The organism is Microbacterium sp. No. 7, assembly GCF_001314225.1.
GTDB lineage: Bacteria > Actinomycetota > Actinomycetes > Actinomycetales > Microbacteriaceae > Microbacterium.
The window spans coordinates 420,311-439,690 of the sequence record NZ_CP012697.1; the positions used below are offsets into that span (position 1 = coordinate 420,311).

Sequence of the window (19,380 nt, forward strand, 5' to 3'; positions counted from 1 at the left end):
CCATCCGCGAGTCAATCCTCGCGCGCCGAGTCAATTCTCGAGTTGCGCTGAACGGGAATTGACTCGGCGCGCGGGGATTGACTCGGCGGGGGCAGTGGTGGGTGTGGCGTAAAGGAGAGAGGGCTGAGTTTGAGAATGGTTATCGGTATACGTACAGTGGATGCCGTGATGAAGAAGACGTTCGCTGCTGCTGCCCTGCTGACCGTGTCGGCTCTCGCGCTCGCGGGGTGCGCGGGCGCGCCCGGAGGAGAGGCGACCGAGAGCCCCGGCGGCGAGGCCGCGGGGCTGCAGGTCGTGGCATCCACCAACGTCTACGGGCAGATCGCCGAGGAGCTCGGTGCCGGCCGCGTCGAGGTGACCTCGATCATCACGTCGCTCGCCCAGGACCCGCACTCGTACGAGGCCTCCGCGCAGGACCAGCTCACGGTCTCGCGCGCCGACCTGCTCGTCGTCAATGGCGGCGGGTACGACGGATTCATGGATGCCCTCATCGAGGGCAGCGGCACCGAGGCGCCCGTCGTGACGGCGGTCGAGTTCTCGCACGACTGGCCGGGCGCCGAGGGCCACGGCCACGGCGACGACGAGCACGGCGACGACGAGCACGCCGAAGAGGAGCACGCCGACGACGCGGACGCGGATGAGCACGCCGATGACGCGGACGCGCACGCCGAAGACGACGCGCATGCCGAGGACGACGCGCACGCCGAAGACGACGCGCATGCCGACGACGCGGACGCGCACGCCGAAGACGACGCGCACGCCGAAGACGAGGCGCACGGCCACGAGGGCCACGATCACATCGAGGGCTTCAACGAGCACGTCTGGTACGACCCGCACACGATCCACCACGTCGCCGAGGGCATCACCGAGGAGCTCATCGCGCTCGATCCCGACGGCGAGGCCGACTACCGCGCGGCGTTCGAGGCGTTCGGGGCCGGCATCGACGACCTCGAGGCGCAGCTCGCCGACATCGAGGCGGCGCACGCGGGCGCCGGGTTCTTCGTGACCGAGCCCGTTCCCGTCTACCTGCTCGAGGCGGCGGGCCTGGTCAACCTCGCGCCGGAGGAGTTCACCGAGGCGGTCGAGGAGGGCCAGGACGTCGCGCCGGCCGTGCTGCTGGAGGCCGAGCGCATCCTCACCTCGGGTGAGGTCACGGCCGTCATCGCGAACGCGCAGACCGGCGCCGCCGAGACGACGCGCGTCATCGACACCGCCACGGCGCAGCAGATCCCCGTGCTCGAGTTCACCGAGCTCGTGCCCGACGGCACGACGTACCTCGACTGGATGGCGCAGAACATCGCCGACATCGCGAGTACGCTGACCCGGTGACCCCCCGTCCGCCCCGCACCGCCGAGAGGCCCCCGAGCGACGCCGCTCCGCGCACGCCGCCGCTGCGCATCACGGGCGCCGCGCTGCGCCGCGACGGACGCGAGCTGTGGAGCAGCCTCGACCTGGACGTGCAGCCGGGCGAGCTCGTCACCGTGCTCGGGCCGAGCGGGTCGGGCAAGACGACGCTGCTGCGGGCGATCCTGGGGCTCGAGCCGCTGAGCGAGGGCGCGATCGAGGTGCTCGGGCAGCCGGCCCGCCCGGGCGGTCGCGGCGGCGGCCTGCGACAGGGCGGCAACCGCCACGTCGGCTACCTGCCGCAGGCCCACCCGCTCGCGCGCGACACGGCGATGCGCGGCCGCGACCTCGTCGCCCTCGGCGTCGACGGGCACCGCTTCGGCCTGCCGATCCCGCGCCGCGGCACGCGCGCGCGCGTCGACGGGCTGCTCGAGGCGGTCGGCGCCACGGCGTACGCGGACCGTCCCGTGGGCGAGCTGTCGGGCGGCGAGCAGCAGCGGCTGCGCGTGGGCCAGGCGCTCGCCGACGACCCCCGCCTGCTGTTGTGCGACGAGCCGCTCACGAGCCTCGACCTGGCCAATCAGCAGGCCGTCGTGCGGCTCATCGACCGGCATCGCGCGACGGGGGCGGCCGTGCTGCTCGTCACGCACGACATCAATCCCGTGCTGAGCCTCACCGACCGCATCCTGTACCTCGCGAACGGGCGGTTCACGCTCGGCGCACCGCACGAGGTGCTCACGAGCGAGGTGCTCACCGGCCTCTACGGCGCCCCCGTCTTCGTGCTGCGGGCGGGTGACCGCCTCGTGGTCGTGGGCGCCCCCGACGCCCTCGACCCGCACCACCATCACCACGACGGAGCCCCCGCATGACCTGGGACGTCGTCTCACGCACCGTGAGAGCAGGAGATATCACGAAGACAGGACGATTGGCTCAGGATCATCCTGTCCCGGCGATTTCTCCTGTTCTCGTGAGGCGGGGGATGCCGGTCGCATCGGCCGCGGTGACGTGCAGGCGGCCCGGAGCGGGCTCGCCGCGTGTGCCGGTGCCCACACGCGATGAAGGACAGGACGCCGCATGACCTGGGACGACATCGCGCAGGCCATGTTCGGCGGGCTCGCCGACTACGGCGACATCCTCGCGCTCGTCTCCAACTCGATCTGGGCGGGCGCCGTGCTCGGCCTGGTCGGCGGCCTCATCGGCGTGTTCGTGATGCAGCGCGACATGGCGTTCGCGGTGCACGGCATCAGCGAGCTGTCGTTCGCCGGTGCCGCCGCGGCACTGCTCATCGGCGTCGACGTCGTCGCCGGGTCGATCGCCGGCTCGCTCGTCGCGGCCGCCCTCATCGGACTGCTCGGCGCGCGCGCCCGCGACCGCAACTCGATCATCGGCGTGCTCATGCCGTTCGGCCTCGGCCTCGGCATCCTGTTCCTCTCGCTCTACAGCGGACGCAGCGCGAACAGGTTCAGCCTCCTCACCGGGCAGATCGTGTCGGTGCCGTCGTCGCAGCTGAGCATGCTCGTCGTCATCTCGGCGATCGTGCTCGTCGCGCTGCTGCTCATCTGGCGTCCCCTGCGGTTCGACTCGCTCGACCCGCAGTCGGCCGCCGCGCGCGGCGTGCCCACGGTCGCCGTCTCGCTCGGCTTCATGCTGCTGCTCGGCCTGACGGTCGCCGTCGCCGTGCACATCATCGGCGCGCTGCTCGTGATGGCGCTCGTCGTCACCCCCGCCGCGGCCGCCATGCGCATCGCGTCGGGACCGGTCGCGGTGCCCCTGCTCGCGGCGCTGTTCGGGGTGGGATCGGCGGTCATCGGCATCCTGCTCGCCGTCATGGGCACGCTGCCGGTCAGCCCCTACATCACGACCATCTCGTTCGCGATCTATCTCGTGTGCCGCGCGGTCGGCTCCCGCCGCGGGCGCGTGACCCACGGCCCCGGCGCCGAGCTCTCCGCGTAAGCGCGCGTTCCCTCGTTCAACCGCGGCAATATGCGGGTGCCGGAGGACGCGAGTCGCACTTCGCCGCGGTTGAACGAGGGGGCCATCGACGGGGGCCGTTCTTCAACCGCGGCAGATTGTGGGTGCCGGGCTCGGGGACCCGCGTATTGCCGCGGTTGAACGTGTAGGGGGGTGAGCAAGGGGGGTGGGCGGGATGCGGCGACGCAGCGCCGTTCAGCGCCTGCAAAGACGCCACCGGCCTAGACTGGCGGCATGGTCCAGCAGCGCAACACCTGGCAGCGCGATCGCGTGCGCGAGGCGCTCGTCGATGCGCAGCGGTTCGTGAGCGCCCAGGATCTGCACGCGACGCTGCGCGAGGAGAACACGGGCATCGGCCTGGCGACGGTCTACCGGGCGCTCGCGACGCTCGCCGCGAGCGGCGAGGCCGATCAGCTCAAGAGCACCGACGGCGAGGCGATCTACCGCGCGTGCTCGAGCACGGGACACCACCACCACCTCATCTGCCGCGAGTGCGGCACGACCGTGGAGATCCAGGCGACCGCCGTGGAGCAGTGGGCGCGCGCGACCGCCGCGGAGCACGGCTTCACCGAGGCGGAGCACGTCGTCGACATCTTCGGCCTGTGCGCGACGTGCTCGAAGAAGGATGCCGGGTGATCGGCGCCCCCTCGGCGGCGGGGCGCTGACGTGAGCGCGCCTCCCAGCAGGCGGGCGGCGAGCAGGCAGACGGCACCGTCCGCGACACGTCCCGCGACGGGCGGGTCGCGGCTCGTCGCGACAGCGATCGGCGTCGGCGTCATCGTCGTGCTGCTCGCGCTGTCGTGGCTCTCGCCGCTGCCGGCGCTCGGCACCCGCGCGCAGGACGGCCTGACCCTCGCGCTGAGCGTGCTCATCGAGGCCCTGCCGTTCGTCGTGCTCGGCGTGGTGCTGTCGATCGTCGTGCAGGTGTGGGTGCCGCCCGGTGCGATCGAGCGATGGATGCCGCGGGCGCCGTGGGCGCGCCGTGCCGTGCTGTCGCTGCTCGGCGTCGTGATCCCCGTGTGCGAGTGCGGCAACGTGCCGTTCGCGCGCGGGCTGCTGATGCGCGGGTTCACGGTGCCCGAGGCGCTGACCTTCCTGGTCGCGGCGCCCATCGTGAACCCCATCGTCGTGATCACGACGCATCAGGCGTTCGGCTTCGACGACGGCATCCTCATCGCGCGCCTGCTCGGCGGCTACGCCGTCGCGAACCTCATCGGATGGCTGTACAGCCGGCATCCCGACCCCGACGGACTGCTCACCGACCGGTTCGCCGCGGTCTGCGCGCACGCGCACGACGCGGAGGGCAGCCGCACGCGTCGCACGCTCGCGCAGTTCGTCGAGGAGCTGCGCGCCGTGATGCCGGCCCTCGTGATCGGTTCGGCGCTCGCCGGCGCCGTGCAGGTGCTCGTGCCGCGCGACACACTGCTGGCGATCGGCTCGAACCCCGCGCTGTCGATCGTCGCGATGATCCTGCTCGCGATCGTCGTGGCGATCTGCTCGAACGTCGACGCGTTCTTCGCGCTGTCGTTCGCGTCGACGTTCACGCCGGGATCGCTCGTCGCGTTCCTGCTGGTGGGCCCCGTGGTCGACCTCAAGATGCTGGCGCTGCTGCGCACGACGTTCCGCTCGCGCGCGCTCGCCGGCATCGTCGTCGTGGTGATCCTGTTCGCGATCGCGGTCGGAGGGGTGGTGAACCTCCTTGCCTGACGGCCTGTGGACCCGCGTGTTCGGGGTGGGGCTCGCCGCCGCCGTCGCGGCGCTGACCCTCGTGCTCGCCGTGACGGGACAGCTCGCGCTGTACATCAACCCCGACGGCGCATGGTTCGCCGTGGGCATGGCCGTCGTCGCGCTCGCGGGCGCCGTGTGGAGCTGCACTCTGCCGTTGCGGGAGGCGCACGCCGCCGAGGACGTTCAGTATTCAGGACGGCCGGCACCGGCAGGGCGCCCATCCCGCGGAATCCCGCGGGAACCGGTGGCGTCGCGCGCGGAATCTCCTGAATTGCGGACAGGGATGCCATCGCATCGGCACGCGCACGGGGATGCCGGGGCACACGATCACGACCACGCGGATGCCGGGGGCACGCGCCTCGCGGCGCGGCTGAGCCTCGCGGGCGGAGGGCTCGCGACCCTCGTCGTGGCGGCGGGGCTGCTCACGCCGCCGGCGACGCTGTCGGCGGAGCTCGCGATGAGCCGCGACACGGGAGCGCCGCCGCTGTTCGCGGGCGCCGACGTCGTCGCGCTCGCGACGACCGGCGACACGTCGGCCTTCGGCATCGGCGAGTGGGCGAGCGTGTTCGCGACGACGACCAATCCCGATGCGTTCGACGGCACCGAGGTCACCCTCACGGGCTTCGCGACGCCCGGCGACGCGGGCTTCCAGCTCACACGGCTCGTGATCACGCACTGCGTGATCGACGCGCAGCCTGCGAGCGTGCCGATCGCGACCGAGGACGCCGTCGACACCGGCGCGTGGGTCACCGTGACCGGCACGGTGCGCGACGAGGGCGGACGCCTGCGCATCGAGGCCTCCGAGATCGCGCACATCGATGAGCCGCGAGACCCGTATGAGTTCTGACGCCGGTGCGCCCGTGTCACGGCGCGCGCTGCGCGAGGCCGCCGAGCGCGCGCGGGCCGAGGCTGGCGCGGAGGAGGAGGCCCGCGCGGAGGGGGAGGCTCGGGCTGCCGCGGCGGCGCGGGGCGAGCAGGGGGCGGCTGGGCAGGGCGAGGGTCCCGCACGAGGTGAGGCGGCGCGGGGCGAGGGCCCGGCACGAGGTGAGCCTGCGCGGGGCGAGGGTCCGGGCGAGGCAGTGCGGGATCTGACCGCGCGAGGCGAGGGAGAGGCGGCGCGCGCTGTGGGGCCGCAGGCCGCTGAGCCACGGCCCGCGGAGCAACGTCTCACAGGGCCAGGGGCTGCGGAGCCGCGGCCCGCGGAGCAACGTCTCACAGAGCCACGGCCCGCTGAGCAACGTCTCGCAGAGCCAGGGGCTGCAGAGCCGCATCCTTCCGAGCCGCGCACCACGATCGCGCCGGCGCCCGAGACGAGCGCTCGCCGGTCGCGCGGACCGGCGAGCGGGTTCGGGGTCCGGCTGGCCGCGATCGTCGGCATCCTGGCTCTCGTCGCCGTGATCACGGCGTTCGTCTCCACCGCGCAGGGACCGCGCGTCACCGACGTGCAGGTCGACCCCGAGACCGCGGTGACGGCCGCGGGCGCGCGGCTCATCGTCACGACGACGCAGTCGCTCGACGAGGTGGCGCCCGAGCAGGTCACGATCACGCCCGCCGCCGACTTCACGGTCGACACGTCGGGGCGCACGGTCGGCGTGCGCTTCACGATGCCGCTGCGGGACGACACCGAGTACACGGTGCGCATCGACGACGTCACGGGCGTCGGCGGCAGCCCGCCCGCGACGATCGAGCAGACCTTCACGACGCCGCCGCTGTCGTTCTTCGTGCTGCAGCGCGGCGACGACGTCGACCGCATCGTGCGCACCGACCTGTCGGGCGGCGGCGGCCAGACCGTCTTCGAGCACGAGCACATCGAGGACTTCCGCGCCACCGCGACCGACCTCGTGGTCGCGACGGCCGACGACGACGAGCACTCGCACCTCATCGTCACCGACCTCGACGGCGGCGGCGCCCGCGAGCTGCCGCTGCCGGGCGACGGCTACGTCACCAACCTGCAGAGCGCCGATCGCGGCAACCTCATCGGCTACACGTTCACCGACGAGAACGTGGGGTCCCCGGGCGCGCGCGAGATGATGCTGCAGATCTCGTCGCTGCGCGGCAGCGGGGAGCCCGCCGAGGTGCAGATCACGGGCGCCGATCCCCGGGCGGCCGACTGGCGCTTCGTGCCCGGCACCGACAGCATCCTGCTCCTCTCGTACGACGGCACGCTGCTGCTCGCCTCGCCGACGGGCGCCGACCCGGTCGCGATGGGCACCGCGCTGCAGATCGACGGCATCGCCCGCTGGTCGACGACCGCGATCGTCGACCGCTCCAACGTGCACATCGCGGTCGACCTCGCCTCGGCCGTCGAGGCGCCGCTCGTCGCGACCGATCCGGCCCTCGGCCAGCTCGACACCGTCGTGCCCCTGCCCAGCGGGGTGTCGGCGGACGGCGACGCGACGCTGCGCGTGCTGTCGGTGCTCGCGGGGTTCTCGGTCGTGTCGACGACCGTGTCGGTCGTGGATGCCGCGGGTGCCGCCCGCCCGATCGCCGACATCGCCCCCGGCGACGGGCTGCTGCACGTGTGCGTGTCGCCCAACGCCCGCTACGCCGCGCTCACCGTCGCCCCCGACCTCGTGACCAACGACTTCGACGGCTACCGCCTGCCGCTGCCGACGCGCACGCAGACCTGGATCGTTCCCCTGGACGGCGAGGGCGAGCCCGTCGTCGTCGCGGGCTCGTCGATCTCGTGGTGCCAGACTCCGCCGCGGCCATGATCGCCCGCTTCTCGGGCCGCCCCTCGCCCGTTCCCTCGGTGCTGCCCTCGTCCCTGCCCTCGTCCGTTCAACCGCGGCAGAGTGCGGGTCGCCCGCGGCTCGATGCGCCGTTTGCCGCGGTTGGAATCCCTGGTCTCGCGCCCTTGTTCGTTCGGCCGCGGCAGAGTGCGGGTGTGCCTCGCGAAGACCCGCACTCTGCCGCGGCCGACGGCGTGGGGATGAGGGGCAGGTGGCGGCCGTGAGCGCGCTGGAGCCGGCGACGCGGGAGGCGCTCGCCGGGCTGCCGGTCGAGGTCGCGCCGCGGCTGCTCGGCGGCGTGCTGCGCGTCGCGGTCGGGGGTGCGACGGTGGCGGTGCGGCTCACCGAGGTCGAGGCGTACCACGGGCTCGGCACCGGCGACGTGCCCGACCCCGGATCGCACGCCCGCAGCGGGCCCACGGCCCGCAACGCCACGATGTGGGGCGAGGCGGGGCATCTGTACGTGTACCTGAGCCACGGCATCCATTCGTGCGTCAACGTCGTGTGCGGCCCCGCGGGAACCGCCGGCGGAGTGCTGCTGCGCGCCGCCGAGGTCGTCGAGGGCGTCGAGACCGCCCTCGGCCGTCGGCCGGCCGCGCGGACGCCGCGCGATCTCGCCCGAGGGCCGGGCCGGCTCGGCGACGCGGTGGGCCTGCGGCATCCCCTGCACGACGGCGTGGATGCCGTGACCGGCGCCGAGCAGGCCGGCGCGACCGCGCGGCTGTGGCTGCCCCGGACGCCGATCGCCGAGGTCGTGCACGGCCCACGCGTCGGCGTCGCCGGTGTCGCCGGCACCGCGGCGTTCCCGTGGCGGTTCTGGATCGACGGCGACCCGACCGTGTCGCCGTTCCGCTGGGGCCGCGGGGCGCGCGAGGCGGGGTGAGAGGCGCGCGGCCGGTGTGGGAGGTTCGCGTGCCGTCTGCGGCCTGTGCGAGGCCGGCGTGCGCCGTGCAGTCTCGGCGCCGCGCGGCCCTGCGGGGTCGGCGTGTGTCGTGCCCTGTGCGCCCGTGCCCTGTGCGCCTGTGCCCCGTGCGCCGTGCGCCGTGCAGGAGATTCTGGGCGGAGCGGGCTGAGCGCCGGGCGACACGCCCGGGATCGCGAATCTGTCCTGCACGGTGCACCGCGCCGCCCGGGCGGCCTCACCGCAGCGCGGCGACGGCGGTGAACGCGGTGCGGAGGGCGCGCATCTGCCGCTCGTAGCGGGCGGCGAGCAGGATGAGCAGCACGCCGCCGATGCCGAGCCACAGCCACCACGGCACGGCGACATACGTCGCGGCGATCCACGGCCACAGCTGCGCGACGCCGTGCACGAGCAGCACGACCGAGCCGAGCACGAGCGGCGCCTGCAGCCGGCGCATCGCGCCCAGCACGACGAGCGCGAGCGCCGCAACGCCGAGCGCCACGACCCGCCAGAGCGCGTTGCCGCCCAGATCGTACGCGAGCGACGGCAGCGTCAGCACGGCGAGACCGGGGCCGAGCGCGGGCCACGTGCGCACCTCGGGATCGCTCATCGCGCGGATGCCGAGCACGAGCAGCCCCGCCGCCACCGGAACGGTGAGCGTCTCGATCGCCGGGATCGCGCCGAGCAGCAGCGCCGCCCCGCCGAACAGCACGAGCGCGACGAGCGCCGCGATCGACACGGCGCGCCCGACGCGGACCGCGAAGGCCTGCCCGAGCACGCCCATCGCCACGAGCGCCGACGTCACCAGCAGGGCGCGCCACTCGTGCCCCGCCGCCCGCAGCAGCGTCAGCTCCGCGACCGCGAAGAGCACGATCGTCGCCGCGAACGCGCCGCCGACCACGGCATCCACGAGGGGCACGCGCGTGCGCCGCAGCGCGAGCGCGCCGACCGCGGCGACGATCACGAGCACCGCGAGGGCGCACAGATCGGCCTCGAGCCCGCCGCGGCCGAGGGCGAAGCGGATGCCGAGGGCCGTGCCCGCCGTGACCGTGCCGCCGATCGCGACCACGCCGCCCAGCCCCGCCCAGCGTCCCGCGCCGAGCAGCGTCGCGCCGCCGAGGGCGCCCGCGGCCGCGAGCACGGCGGTCGCGACCGTGCGCAGCACCGTCACCTCGCCGGAGGAGGAGAGCGCCGGAACGAGGGTCGTCACGAAGACGAGTCCGCCGCCGACCGCCGCGAGTGCGGGCGGCACGGGCGTGGGCCGTGGTTCGCGCCACACCCGCACGGCGGCGACCGCCACGGCGCCGGTGCCCGCGACGAACGCGGCGAGGCCGCCGCCGTCGGCGTCGCTCAGCAGCGCACGGGCGCCCATCGCGATTCCCGCCCCCGCGAGCACGAGCGTCGTCGGCACGACGAGCCCGGCGACGCTCGCGACCGAGCGGGAGACGGATGCCGCGACGCCCGCCGCCAGCAGCGACAGGACGATCACGGTCCACCAGCGCGCGGGACTCGCGGGCGCGAGCACGCTCGGCGCGACGGCGAGCACGACGCCGGAGATCCAGACGACGCGTTCGATCGCGAGGGCGCGGGCACCGGATGCCGGTCGGGCGGCGCTGTCCGGCGGCACGCCGGCATCCACGGCTCGCGTCGAGGCCGTTGCGCGCCACAGGGCGAGAGCGGCGCCGGCCAGCACGACGACCGCCACGGGCAGCGTCGCGGCCTCCAGGACGGGCAGCGCGTCCGAGCCGAGCCCGAGCCCCGCGATCACGGCGAGCGCCACGACGGCACTCGCCCGCGTCGGCACGGCGAACGGCGCCACGTTCTGCCATGCGGAGGCCAGGTGCAGCGCCGCGGCGATCGTGAGCGCGACGACGATCGTCGTCAGCGACCCGGCGTGCGGCGACAGGCCGGCGAGGGACCACAGCAGCGCCGCGGGCGGCGCGACGAACGCGAAGACGTGCAGGCTCACGGCATCCGTCCTCGTCGCGCCGAGCCCCGCGGCGAACGCGACCGCGACGAGCAGCAGGAGCCACAGCGGGGTCTCGCCGTCCGCCGCGCGCGGCACGACGACGGCGCCCAGGGCGACGAGCGCGACCGCGGCGCCGGCCCACGCGGGTCCGACGACGCGGTGCGCGGGCGTGCACGTGAGGGCGAGGCAGAGCACGGCCGCGACGGCCGCGACGACGGTTCCGCGCGCGGGCGACCCGTCCCAGCTCTCCAGCGCGGGCACGATCAGCCCGATCGCGAACGCGAGGCTCGTCGCGACGGTCGCCTCGGGGTGCCGGCGCAGCCATACGGCCGTCGCCGCGAGCACGAGCAGGGCGAGCGCGGGCGGCACCGTGAACGCCTCCAGCGGCGCATCGGTCGTCGCGAGCCGCACCCACAGCGCCTGGGTCGCGGCGCCGATCGCGGGCCACACGAGCAGGCGGCGCGGCGCGCGGCGCCACGGCACGCCGCCGATCGGCGCCGTCGGCACGCCGGCGAGACGGACGGATGCCGGGGCCGCCCACCCGCGCGTCGTCGCCGCGGCGGCGAACCCGGCGGTGAGCGCGAGCAGCGCCATCCAGGCGTCCGCCGTCGGAACCGCCCACACGACGGATGCCACGACGAGCGCCGCCCCCGCGTCCGCGAGCCCGCGGCGCGCGGCTTCGCCGGAGCGCAGCGTGAGCACCGCGGCGCCGATGCTCACGGCGACGGCCGCGATCATCGCCGTCAGCGGTGCGACCGCCGGGTCGAGCGCGCCGGTGCCGACGAGCACGGTGCGCGCCGCCCACGCCGCGGCCGGTGCGGTCGTGAGCGCCGCGAGCAGGGCCGCCGCTGCGGTGAACCGCGTGTGCGAGAGTGTGACCCGCGTGCGCGAGAGCGCGAGGAGGGCGACCAGGCCGAGCAGCGCGACGGCGCGGACGACCGCGGCGGGCGCGGGATCGACGAGCGCGGCGCGGGCGGCATCCGGCTCCGCGCCGAGCAGAGCTGGCAGGCCCGCGCCGATCGTGACGAGCGCGAGCCCGCCGCCCGCGAGGGCCAGCGCCGACCGCGATGGAGTGTCGAGCCGCAGCACGACCGCGGCGAGCAGCGTCAGGGCGGCGACCCACTGCACGAGCGCGATCGCGGCGGAGGGGCCGGGCGGCATCGCGTCGGCGAGCACGGCGATCGGCTGCGGCGCGATCGCCGCCGCGATCGCCGCGACCGCGACGGGGGCCAGCGTGAGCAGCACGGCGACCGGTCCGGTCGGGGAGGAGATGACCCGCGCGGCGACGGGAGCGGCGACCGTCACGGCGACCGCCGTGAACCACAGCCACGGCGTCGCGGCGCCCGCGGTGCATGCGACGACCGCGCCGAGGGCGATCGTGACGCCCGCGCCGGTGGCCGTCGGACGCGCCGGCGAGCCGGCCGCCCGGGTGCGCAGCGCGAGCAGCACGAGACCCGCGACGACCACGGCGATCGCGGTGCCGGTGATCGCGGCCATCACCCCCGTGCGCGTCGCCGCGGCGAGCAGCAGCAGCGCGGCGGCGACGGGGCGTGCGTCGCGCAGCAGCCGGCGGCCCAGCGACGGGGCGGCGAAGAGCAGCGCGGCGCACAGCACCGCCGCGATCAGCGCGAGCTCCTGGTGCCGCACGGGCGTGCCGGCGAACGCGTCCATCCGCCACGGCACCCAGCGGTGCGCGATCAGCGGCAGCGCCGCGCCGACGTCGCGGAGCACCACGGCGGCGACGCTCACGACCCCCACCAGGGCGCCCGCGATGCGCGCCGGGGCGAACGCGTCGCGGCGACGGGCGAAGCGGTCGACGGCCACGGGCACCGCCACCGCGAGCACGGGCGCGACGAGGAAGGCCACGACGGGGCTCGGCGAGACGCCGCTCAGCTGCCAGCCGAGCGTCGCGGCGGTCACGACGCCGACGACGGATGCCGTGTGCGCCAGCGCGCCCGCCCACGGCAGGTCGGCGCGGTCGCGCCGCGCGGCCACGGCGTGCGCGACCGCGAGCACGACGACGGCGAGCGCGAGCCACAGCAGCGACCCGGGCGAGCTGAACGGGGTGAGCACGGCGGACAGCGCGACCGCGACGACGCCCGCGACCGCGAGGGCGGTGCGCTCGGGCACGGCATCCGTGCGTGACCGGGCGCTCGACCACGGACGCGGCAGCGCGTGCGCGAGCCCGCCCGCCGACGCGCCCAGCAGTCCCGCGACGAGGCCACCGGGCGCGGGAAGGTCGGCGATGCCCGCGACGAGGAAGCCGAGTCCCGCGGGCACGGCGACGACGGCCGCGAGATCGGGCACGCGCAGCGACGATGCCAGCGCCCAGGCCCGGCACAGGGCACCGACGGCGAGCACCGCGACGCCCGTGTAGACGGCGGCATCCGTTGCGCCCGCGCCGAGCAGGTCGTTCGCGCGCACGCCCCACGCGTCGAGACCGAGCAGCAGCACGCCGAGAGCGGCGACGCCCTCGGCTGTCGCGGTGAGGCGACGGCGACGGAGGAGCGACGCGGCCGCGATGACGGCGGCCGTGACGCCCGCGATGATGAGCGCGCGCACGAGGACGTCGGCGACGAACCACGCGAGCGTGAGGAAGAAGATCGCCGCGATGCCGACGAGGCTGACGCCCACGATGAGCAGCAGTACGGGCACCGTGAGGCGGCGGCGCGGCGGTGCGGACGGTGCGGACGCGGGTGCTGCGGATGCCGGGGCGGGGGATGTCGGGGACGGGGCGGTGGGCGTCGGTGACGGCGCGGCGGGTGAAGGCGTCAGTGCGGTGGAGGAGTGCACCGGCAGGGCGGGAGGAGGCACATCGGATGCCGGAGTGCGCCCCTGCGCGGGCTCGGCGGCGCCCGGCGTCGGGACCGGTTGAGGTGACGGTGCCGCCATGTCGGGCGCGGGCGTGGCGGTCTCGGACATGACCGCCTCGGGGGCGGACGCGGTGGGATCGACCAAGGGAGCCGCGGCCTCGGGGCGAGCGACGGGCGCGGCCACGCCTTCGAATGTCGCCGGCGCCGGCAGCGGATCGAGCCGGATCTCATTGAGAAGGATGCGGCGCTGCCGATCGGCTTCCGCGATCGCGGTGCCCAGCTCGAGCAGGCGCGCGGCGCGTGGATCGGTGAGCACGAACCCGCAGCGGGGGCAGACGGGGGCCGAGATCAGGGTGAAGCAGTCGGGGCAACGGGTGCGGTCGGCGAGCACGCTCGGCGACAGCGGCCAGCGTTCGTCACGGTGGGAGCCCACGGCGAGACCTCGTTCCTTTGTCGCGAGCTCTCATGGTCGCATTGCGGATATGCCGCGCGGGGAAAGAATCCGGCGCCTGTGGACAACCGGACCGGCCGGCGGCGCGATGCTCTACCGCTCGGGGAACGAGTCGCCCCAGGCGCGCTTCGTCAGAGCGGTGACGTCTCGGTCGAGATGCTCGATGCGCACGTCGACCGCGTCGAAGCGACTGTGCACGGCGTCGAAACGCGCATCCACGGCCTCGAAGCGTGCGTTCATCTCGCCCCGCAGTCCGGTGATCTGTGCGTTCATCTCGCCCCGGAGACCGCCGATCTGTGCGCTCATCGCCCGGTTGATGAGGGTCGTCGACAGGGTGAGCCCGCCGATCATGACCGTGCTGAACACCGCGATCAGGGTCCAGATCTGAGGATCGCTCATGAGGTCCACTCCTTCATTGTCGCTCGGTGCGACCGAGAATGCCAGGTGCGGCGGACCGTGGGCGCCCGTGCGAGCGCATCGGTGGACAACTCGCGAGATTCCCCGGTTGGGGACGAGAACGGCACTCTGGGGCAGCGACGCCCCTCCGCCGGTCTCACCCCGCTGGTCGAGTGCATCGAGACCCTTGTAGCGGGCCGTTAGATGGGTTTCGATACGCGCGCTGGCGCGCGCTACTCAACCAGCGGGTGTGTGTGGGTGTGGTGGGGGTGCTTGCTCTGCTGGCCGAGGGCTCGCCTCTCACTCCGCTGGTCGAGTGCTCGCGGCGGAGCCGCGAGTGTATCGAGACCCGTGTAGCGGGCCGTGGGGTGGGTTTCGATACGCGCGCTTGCGCGCGCTACTCAACCGGCGGGGGTGTGTGGGGGTGTGGGGGTGCTTGCTCTGCTGGCCGAGGGCTCGCCTCTCACTCCGCTGGTCGAGTGCTCGCGGCGGAGCCGCGAGTGTATCGAGACCCTTGTAACGGTCCGTGGGGTGGGTTTCGATACGCGCGCTGCGCGCGCTACTCAACCAGCGGGTGTGTGTGGGTGTGTGGGTGTGAGGGGTGCCTGTCCTTGCCGGCCGAGGGCCCGCCTCTCACTCCGCTGGTCGAGTGCTCGCGGCGGAGCCGCGAGTGTATCGAGACCCTTGTAACGGTCCGTTAGATGGGTTTCGATACGCGCGCTGGCGCGCGCTACTCAACCAGCGGGGGTGTGAGTGGGTGCTGCTCGGCCGGCGGGGGACGGCCGGTGGGCGGCGTCATGCGCGTCGGGCGTATTCCTGCACGGTGACGCCGGAGGCGAACGTGCGGGTCTGCTCCAGCGTGAACGACGCGGGGCGGTAGGCCTCGGCGCGCAGCATCGGGATGCCGCCGCCGAACAGCACGGGATAGCGCTTGACGATGATGCGGTCGATCTCGTCGGCGAGCACGGATGCCAGCTCGCCGCCCCCGCACAGGTAGATGCCGAGACCGGAATGCGCCTTCAGCTCCCGCACGGTCGCGACGGGGTCTGCGGTCAGGGTCACGGCATCCGGTGCCGTCGTGCGCGTGCGCGATGCGACGTACTGGTCGAGGTGCGCGTAGGGACTGTCGATGCCCGCGTCGTGCGCGACGGCGTAGGTGTTCCAGCCCATGATGACGGCGTCGAACCGGGTGCGGGGCGGTGTCGCGCCGATCGCGGCCAGCACGTGCGCGGGGAGGGCGTCGGCGAACTCGCCCGTGAGCAGGGGCACGTGGTCGCCCTCGAACGGAAAGGCGTCGGCCGTGCCGTCGGGCGCGGCGATGAAGCCGTCGATGCTGACGCCGATGTAGTAGACGAGCTCGCGCATGGTGGCGCTCCCTTCGGGATCGGTCGATAATCACGACAGATGTTGTGGATGGAGGCTACCACGACAGATGTCGTGAAAGCGATAGGATGCCGTGATGGCCCGCAACGACACGAGGCGCACTCAGCTCGCCGACGCGGCCGTGCGCGTGCTCGCCGCGGAGGGCGCGCGCGGTCTCACCCACCGCGCCGTCGACGCGGAGGCGGGCGTGCCACGGGGCACGGCATCCAACTACTTCGCGACGCGCGACGCGATCGTCGACGCGATCATCGGCCGCATCGGCGAACGGCTCGCACCCGACCCGGCGGTGCACGCCGCGCTCGCCGAGCGCGAGCCCGATCGCGAGGCGTACGCGGCGTACGTGCGCGACATCCTGCACCGCCTGCTCGGGGACCGCGACGCGACCCTCGCGCTGTTCGAGCTGCGCCTCGAGGCGGCGCGCCGCCCGGCCGTGGCCGAAGCGGTGAGCGCCTGGCAGCGCGGCGGGCTCGCGGGAGACGTCGACTTCACCCTGGATGCCGGACTCCCCGGCGGTCGTGAGGAGATCGTGCTGCTGCACTACGCGATGGACGGCCTCGTGCTCGACCAGCTCACCGTGCCCATCGCGCCCGACACCGATCCGGCCGCCGCTGTCGACGCCCTCGTCGCCCGCATCCTGCGGAGCTGACCGGTCGCGTCGGTCCGGGGGAAGCGGTGCATCGCCCCCCCGGAACGACCTCGTTGACGACAGTGGCGACAGCAAAAGCGACAAAGAAGGAGGCATGCGCGCCCGATGCCCTGTGGGAAGTTGACAACGGCGCGGCGGAAGACCCAAGCTGAGTGTTGGTTCACCGCCGCCTTGGGATTCGCTGGCAGGTGAACGTCGGCGACGAAGTCGAACCACCTCACACTCAGGGGGATACATCCATGCTTGCACAGCTGCTCCGACGATCCGCCGACCTGCGCGCGCGGCGCGCCGCGTCGGGCGACCGAGGCTTCTCGCTCATCGAGCTCATCGTGGTCGTCGCGATCCTGGGGATCCTGGTGGCGATCGCGATCCCGGTGTTCACGAACATCCAGCAGTCCGCGCAGGACAATGCGGCGAAGGCGACGGCTTCGTCGGGCGCAACGCAGGCTTCTGCTGATCTTGCTGCCGGTCAGCCGGCAACGTTGCCTGTGAAAGACCCCGCGAACAAGAACATCACGAGCATCGCCTTTGACGGTGCTACCCCGACGACTATCGATGCCGTGTGCGTTGTTGTGACCTACACCGGCGGCTCTGCGACACAGCAGAAGGCCGGCCCCGGCTGCTGACCCGGCCCGCCATCGTTTGACTCACGCCAGCGCACCGGACGACCGCGACGGCGGCTTCACCCTCATCGAAGTCGTGGTCGCCGTCGTGCTGCTCGGATTCCTCGCGATCGCGATCCTGCCGGCACTCATGATGGGGCTCGAGATCGCCGGGCAGCAGTCGTCCCGCGCCACCGCGATCCGCGCGGTGAACGGCGCGATCGAGGAGGCGCGGGCGACGCCGACGTGTGCGGGACTCGCGAGCGCCGTCGCGGCGCGCGACCTCGTCGACGGCCGGGGGGCGAGGCTGAGCCTCTCGGGCATGGCCGACCCCGCGTGCGCCGACGGGCGGGGCGCCACCTTCTGGCTCGACGTCGCGGTGACGGATGCCGACGGCACGAACATCCACTCCGACCGCGCCCTCGTCTTCGTGCCATGATCCGCAGACTCCGTGAGACCGCGAACGATGAGCGAGGGATGTCGCTCATCGAGCTCGTCATCGCCGTGGCGCTCATCGCCGTGGTGGGGGCGGGCATGGCCGCGATGCTGATGGGCATCTGGAACGGCCAGTCGACCGCGACGGCGGTGACCGAGGCCACGACGCGCGGCAGCACGGCGGCGAACATGCTCGAACGGGCCGTGCGCGGCGCCGTCGCGATCCACAGCGACGGGACGACGCTGAGGGTGAGGACGGCCTACGCCGACGAACGCAGGTGCCAGGGGTTCAGCGACGCCGACGGCGTGCTGCGCTTCGCCCAGGGCAGCGGCGCGCTGCCCGCGGTGTCGAGCTGGCCGGTGTTCTACGGCGGGCCGACCGAGACGGTGTTCGCGCTGAGCGGCACGTCGGTGGACTACACGCTCGACTTCCGCGGGAGCGCGAAGGAGACGGGCGCGGCGGTCGTGCTGGAGGGCACGGTGTCGGCACGCGTGACCGCACTGGAGCCGGGAGGAGCGCCATGCTGGTGAGACGGGTTTCGATACGCCCGCTGCGCGGGCTACTCAACCAGCGGGGGTGCAGGGGGCGCACGTTGGGGCGCGAGGACGGCGCGGCGCTGGTCGCGGTCGTGGTCGTGATGGTCGTGGGCTTCGTGGTGGTGTCGCTCGTGGGCGTCGCGGCGATGTTCTCGATGCAGTCGACGCAGGCGGAGGCCGGTCGCGTGCGGGCCCTCGTCGCGGCCGAGTCGGGGCGCGACGCGATGCTCGGCGCGCTGACCTCGGGCGGGTGCGCGGTCACGACGCTGACGGGCACGGAGCCCACGTTCACCGCGCGCGTGTTTCCCGTCAGCGTGCCCGCGGGCGGCGGCCTGCCCTCCAGCACCGTCGGTCTCGTGGAGCGCTGCCCGGACGCCTCGACGACGCACGTCGTGATCAGCTCCGAGGGCACCGCCGACCGGCAGTCCGTCACGGTCGATGCCGTGTACGAGTGGAAGGTCGAGCGCGAGGTGACCCGGCTCGGCGGGTCGGTGGGCGGGGGATCCGGCTTCACGGTGCTGGCCAGCGCGTTCTACGAGGGCGATCTCGTCATCCGCTCGGGCGACTTCAACTGCGATCTGGCGCTGCCCCTGCTGAACCACTTCGACGGCGACGTGTACGTGCTCAACGGCAACGCGAGGATCCTCGGCTTCTGCAGTCTCAGCGGCGACCTCTACGTCTCGGGCGACGTCACCGGTGTCGGGACGGTCAGCGGCCGGATCGTCGCGGGCGGAAGCATCTCGTTCCTGGTCTTCTCGGCATCGAAGTCGAACGGCCCCTTCGACCCGCCGGCCGAGGAGCTGCTCGAGCGCACCCAGTGGTTCGACCTCAACGAGGCGACGGCGTGGCCCGGCTTCACGACGGAGCTGACGCTGCCCGCGGCCACCTGCAACTCGCCGGCGGTCAGGGGCCAGATCGTCGATCTTCTGAACGGATCCGGCGGGAAGATCGTGATCGACACGTCGGCGTGCATCGACCAGATCGACCTGAGCCCGGCGTTCCTGTCGAGCACCAGCGTCACGGTGAAGCGCGACGTCGTGCTGCTCGTGAACAACGGGTTCCGTTTCGCCTCGGGATGGCTCTCGGGCGGCGGCGGAAAGCTCTACGTCGTGCAGACGAACACGAGCGCCGATCCCGAGAACCCGGCGCCGCGCTGCGAAGGCCGCACCGGCATCACGCTCACGGCCTCGGGAGGCTGGGGCGGGTGGCCGGAGACGCTCGTCTACAGCCCCTGCGGCGTCACGGTGTCAGGGGCGGGCGGCGTCAACATCCTGAGCGGATTCAAGGGACAGATCATCGCGCCGACCTCCGGCTCGTGGAACATCCTCGCGACGCGCACGTGCGCCCGCTTCACGATCCCCGGGCTCTTCGACCTCGTCTGCGATCTCTCCGACGCGGGCTCGTCCGGCGGCACGGGCGGCACCGGCGGAGCGAGCGCCCCCGGCGCCCTCGTGCGGCAGACGGAGCGCTAG

The 19,380-nt window shown here is 73.7% G+C and carries 17 protein-coding genes; 13 read left to right on the forward strand and 4 right to left on the reverse strand.

Annotation, left to right across the window (positions count from 1 at the left end):
• Nucleotides 1–168 precede the first annotated feature (168 nt).
• The 6 genes from AOA12_RS01850 to AOA12_RS01875 all read left to right on the forward strand — a co-directional run bounded on the left by AOA12_RS01850 (nt 169) and on the right by AOA12_RS01875 (nt 5,890).
• Nucleotides 169–1,329 carry a metal ABC transporter solute-binding protein, Zn/Mn family gene (locus AOA12_RS01850; protein WP_054679360.1) on the forward strand — a complete coding sequence of 387 codons (1,161 nt, stop codon included), beginning with the start codon at nt 169–171 and terminating at the stop codon, nt 1,327–1,329.
• Entirely contained in the window at nt 1,326–2,213 is an 888-nt protein-coding gene (locus tag AOA12_RS01855; protein WP_054679362.1) for a metal ABC transporter ATP-binding protein, read from the forward strand. Before AOA12_RS01850 ends, AOA12_RS01855 begins: the two co-directional genes overlap by 4 nt.
• A gap of 205 nt (nt 2,214–2,418) precedes the next feature.
• Nucleotides 2,419–3,297, forward strand: a complete 879-nt coding sequence (locus AOA12_RS01860) for a metal ABC transporter permease (RefSeq protein ID WP_054679364.1) — start codon at nt 2,419–2,421, stop codon at nt 3,295–3,297.
• A gap of 252 nt (nt 3,298–3,549) precedes the next feature.
• The gene (locus AOA12_RS01865) at nt 3,550–3,951 is read left to right on the forward strand and encodes a Fur family transcriptional regulator (protein ID WP_054679367.1); all 402 of its coding nucleotides are present in this window, start codon (nt 3,550–3,552) and stop codon (nt 3,949–3,951) included.
• Between the two features lie 126 nt (nt 3,952–4,077).
• Nucleotides 4,078–5,022 (forward strand): permease, encoded by a 945-nt coding sequence (locus tag AOA12_RS01870; protein WP_231637229.1) that lies wholly within the window; start codon nt 4,078–4,080, stop codon nt 5,020–5,022.
• Complete coding sequence (locus AOA12_RS01875; protein WP_231637160.1) at nt 5,015–5,890, forward strand: TIGR03943 family putative permease subunit; 876 nt, start codon at nt 5,015–5,017, stop codon at nt 5,888–5,890. Before AOA12_RS01870 ends, AOA12_RS01875 begins: the two co-directional genes overlap by 8 nt.
• A 16-nt stretch (nt 5,891–5,906) precedes the next feature.
• On the opposite strand, the gene AOA12_RS23490 is transcribed toward AOA12_RS01875, so the two are convergent.
• Entirely contained in the window at nt 5,907–6,206 is a 300-nt protein-coding gene (locus tag AOA12_RS23490) for a hypothetical protein (RefSeq protein ID WP_197281229.1), read from the reverse strand.
• 231 nt (nt 6,207–6,437) lie between these two features.
• Between AOA12_RS23490 and AOA12_RS01880 the strand changes: the two genes are divergently transcribed.
• Together AOA12_RS01880 and AOA12_RS01885 are read left to right on the forward strand one after the other, a co-directional pair.
• Nucleotides 6,438–7,757 (forward strand): hypothetical protein, encoded by a 1,320-nt coding sequence (locus AOA12_RS01880; RefSeq protein ID WP_231637161.1) that lies wholly within the window; start codon nt 6,438–6,440, stop codon nt 7,755–7,757.
• A gap of 238 nt (nt 7,758–7,995) precedes the next feature.
• On the forward strand, nt 7,996–8,658 hold the full coding sequence (locus tag AOA12_RS01885) for a DNA-3-methyladenine glycosylase (protein WP_442922266.1): 663 nt from the start codon (nt 7,996–7,998) through the stop codon (nt 8,656–8,658).
• Nucleotides 8,659–8,914: 256 nt separating this feature from the next.
• Here AOA12_RS01885 and AOA12_RS01890 read toward each other — a convergent pair whose 3' ends face one another.
• From AOA12_RS01890 to AOA12_RS01900, 3 genes are all read right to left on the reverse strand, one after another.
• Nucleotides 8,915–13,891 (reverse strand): SCO7613 C-terminal domain-containing membrane protein, encoded by a 4,977-nt coding sequence (locus AOA12_RS01890; RefSeq protein ID WP_054679375.1) that lies wholly within the window; start codon nt 13,889–13,891, stop codon nt 8,915–8,917.
• A gap of 111 nt (nt 13,892–14,002) precedes the next feature.
• The gene (locus AOA12_RS01895; RefSeq protein ID WP_054679378.1) at nt 14,003–14,308 is read right to left on the reverse strand and encodes a hypothetical protein; all 306 of its coding nucleotides are present in this window, start codon (nt 14,306–14,308) and stop codon (nt 14,003–14,005) included.
• Nucleotides 14,309–15,100: 792 nt separating this feature from the next.
• Entirely contained in the window at nt 15,101–15,670 is a 570-nt protein-coding gene (locus tag AOA12_RS01900; protein ID WP_054679381.1) for a dihydrofolate reductase family protein, read from the reverse strand.
• 94 nt (nt 15,671–15,764) lie between these two features.
• Here AOA12_RS01900 and AOA12_RS01905 point away from each other — a divergent pair, with 94 nt between their 5' ends.
• From AOA12_RS01905 to AOA12_RS01925, 5 genes are all read left to right on the forward strand, one after another.
• Nucleotides 15,765–16,334: a TetR/AcrR family transcriptional regulator gene (locus AOA12_RS01905; protein ID WP_054679384.1), complete on the forward strand. Its 570-nt coding sequence runs from the start codon at nt 15,765–15,767 to the stop codon at nt 16,332–16,334.
• 239 nt (nt 16,335–16,573) lie between these two features.
• A complete protein-coding gene (locus tag AOA12_RS01910) occupies nt 16,574–16,960 on the forward strand; it encodes a type IV pilin protein (RefSeq protein WP_054679388.1) in 387 nt (128 codons plus the stop codon).
• A 16-nt stretch (nt 16,961–16,976) separates the two neighbouring features.
• Nucleotides 16,977–17,375, forward strand: a complete 399-nt coding sequence (locus AOA12_RS01915; protein ID WP_054679390.1) for a type II secretion system protein — start codon at nt 16,977–16,979, stop codon at nt 17,373–17,375.
• Nucleotides 17,372–17,902 carry a PulJ/GspJ family protein gene (locus AOA12_RS01920; protein WP_082405859.1) on the forward strand — a complete coding sequence of 177 codons (531 nt, stop codon included), beginning with the start codon at nt 17,372–17,374 and terminating at the stop codon, nt 17,900–17,902. The genes AOA12_RS01915 and AOA12_RS01920 overlap by 4 nt, the downstream gene beginning before the upstream one ends.
• A gap of 62 nt (nt 17,903–17,964) precedes the next feature.
• Nucleotides 17,965–19,380, forward strand: a complete 1,416-nt coding sequence (locus AOA12_RS01925) for a hypothetical protein (RefSeq protein WP_054679396.1) — start codon at nt 17,965–17,967, stop codon at nt 19,378–19,380.

Excerpts from the sequence above, each read along its gene's own strand:
- AOA12_RS01920 (WP_082405859.1), top strand. The coding sequence starts at position 17,372 with ATGATCCGCAGACTCCGTGAGACCGCGAACGATGAGCGAGGGATGTCG.
- AOA12_RS01850 (WP_054679360.1), top strand. The coding sequence starts at position 169 with ATGAAGAAGACGTTCGCTGCTGCTGCCCTGCTGACCGTGTCGGCTCTC.
- AOA12_RS01865 (WP_054679367.1), top strand. The coding sequence starts at position 3,550 with ATGGTCCAGCAGCGCAACACCTGGCAGCGCGATCGCGTGCGCGAGGCG.
- AOA12_RS01900 (WP_054679381.1), bottom strand. The coding sequence starts at position 15,670 with ATGCGCGAGCTCGTCTACTACATCGGCGTCAGCATCGACGGCTTCATC.
- AOA12_RS01860 (WP_054679364.1), top strand. The coding sequence starts at position 2,419 with ATGACCTGGGACGACATCGCGCAGGCCATGTTCGGCGGGCTCGCCGAC.
- AOA12_RS01910 (WP_054679388.1), top strand. The coding sequence starts at position 16,574 with ATGCTTGCACAGCTGCTCCGACGATCCGCCGACCTGCGCGCGCGGCGC.
- AOA12_RS01895 (WP_054679378.1), bottom strand. The coding sequence starts at position 14,308 with ATGAGCGATCCTCAGATCTGGACCCTGATCGCGGTGTTCAGCACGGTC.
- AOA12_RS01905 (WP_054679384.1), top strand. The coding sequence starts at position 15,765 with ATGGCCCGCAACGACACGAGGCGCACTCAGCTCGCCGACGCGGCCGTG.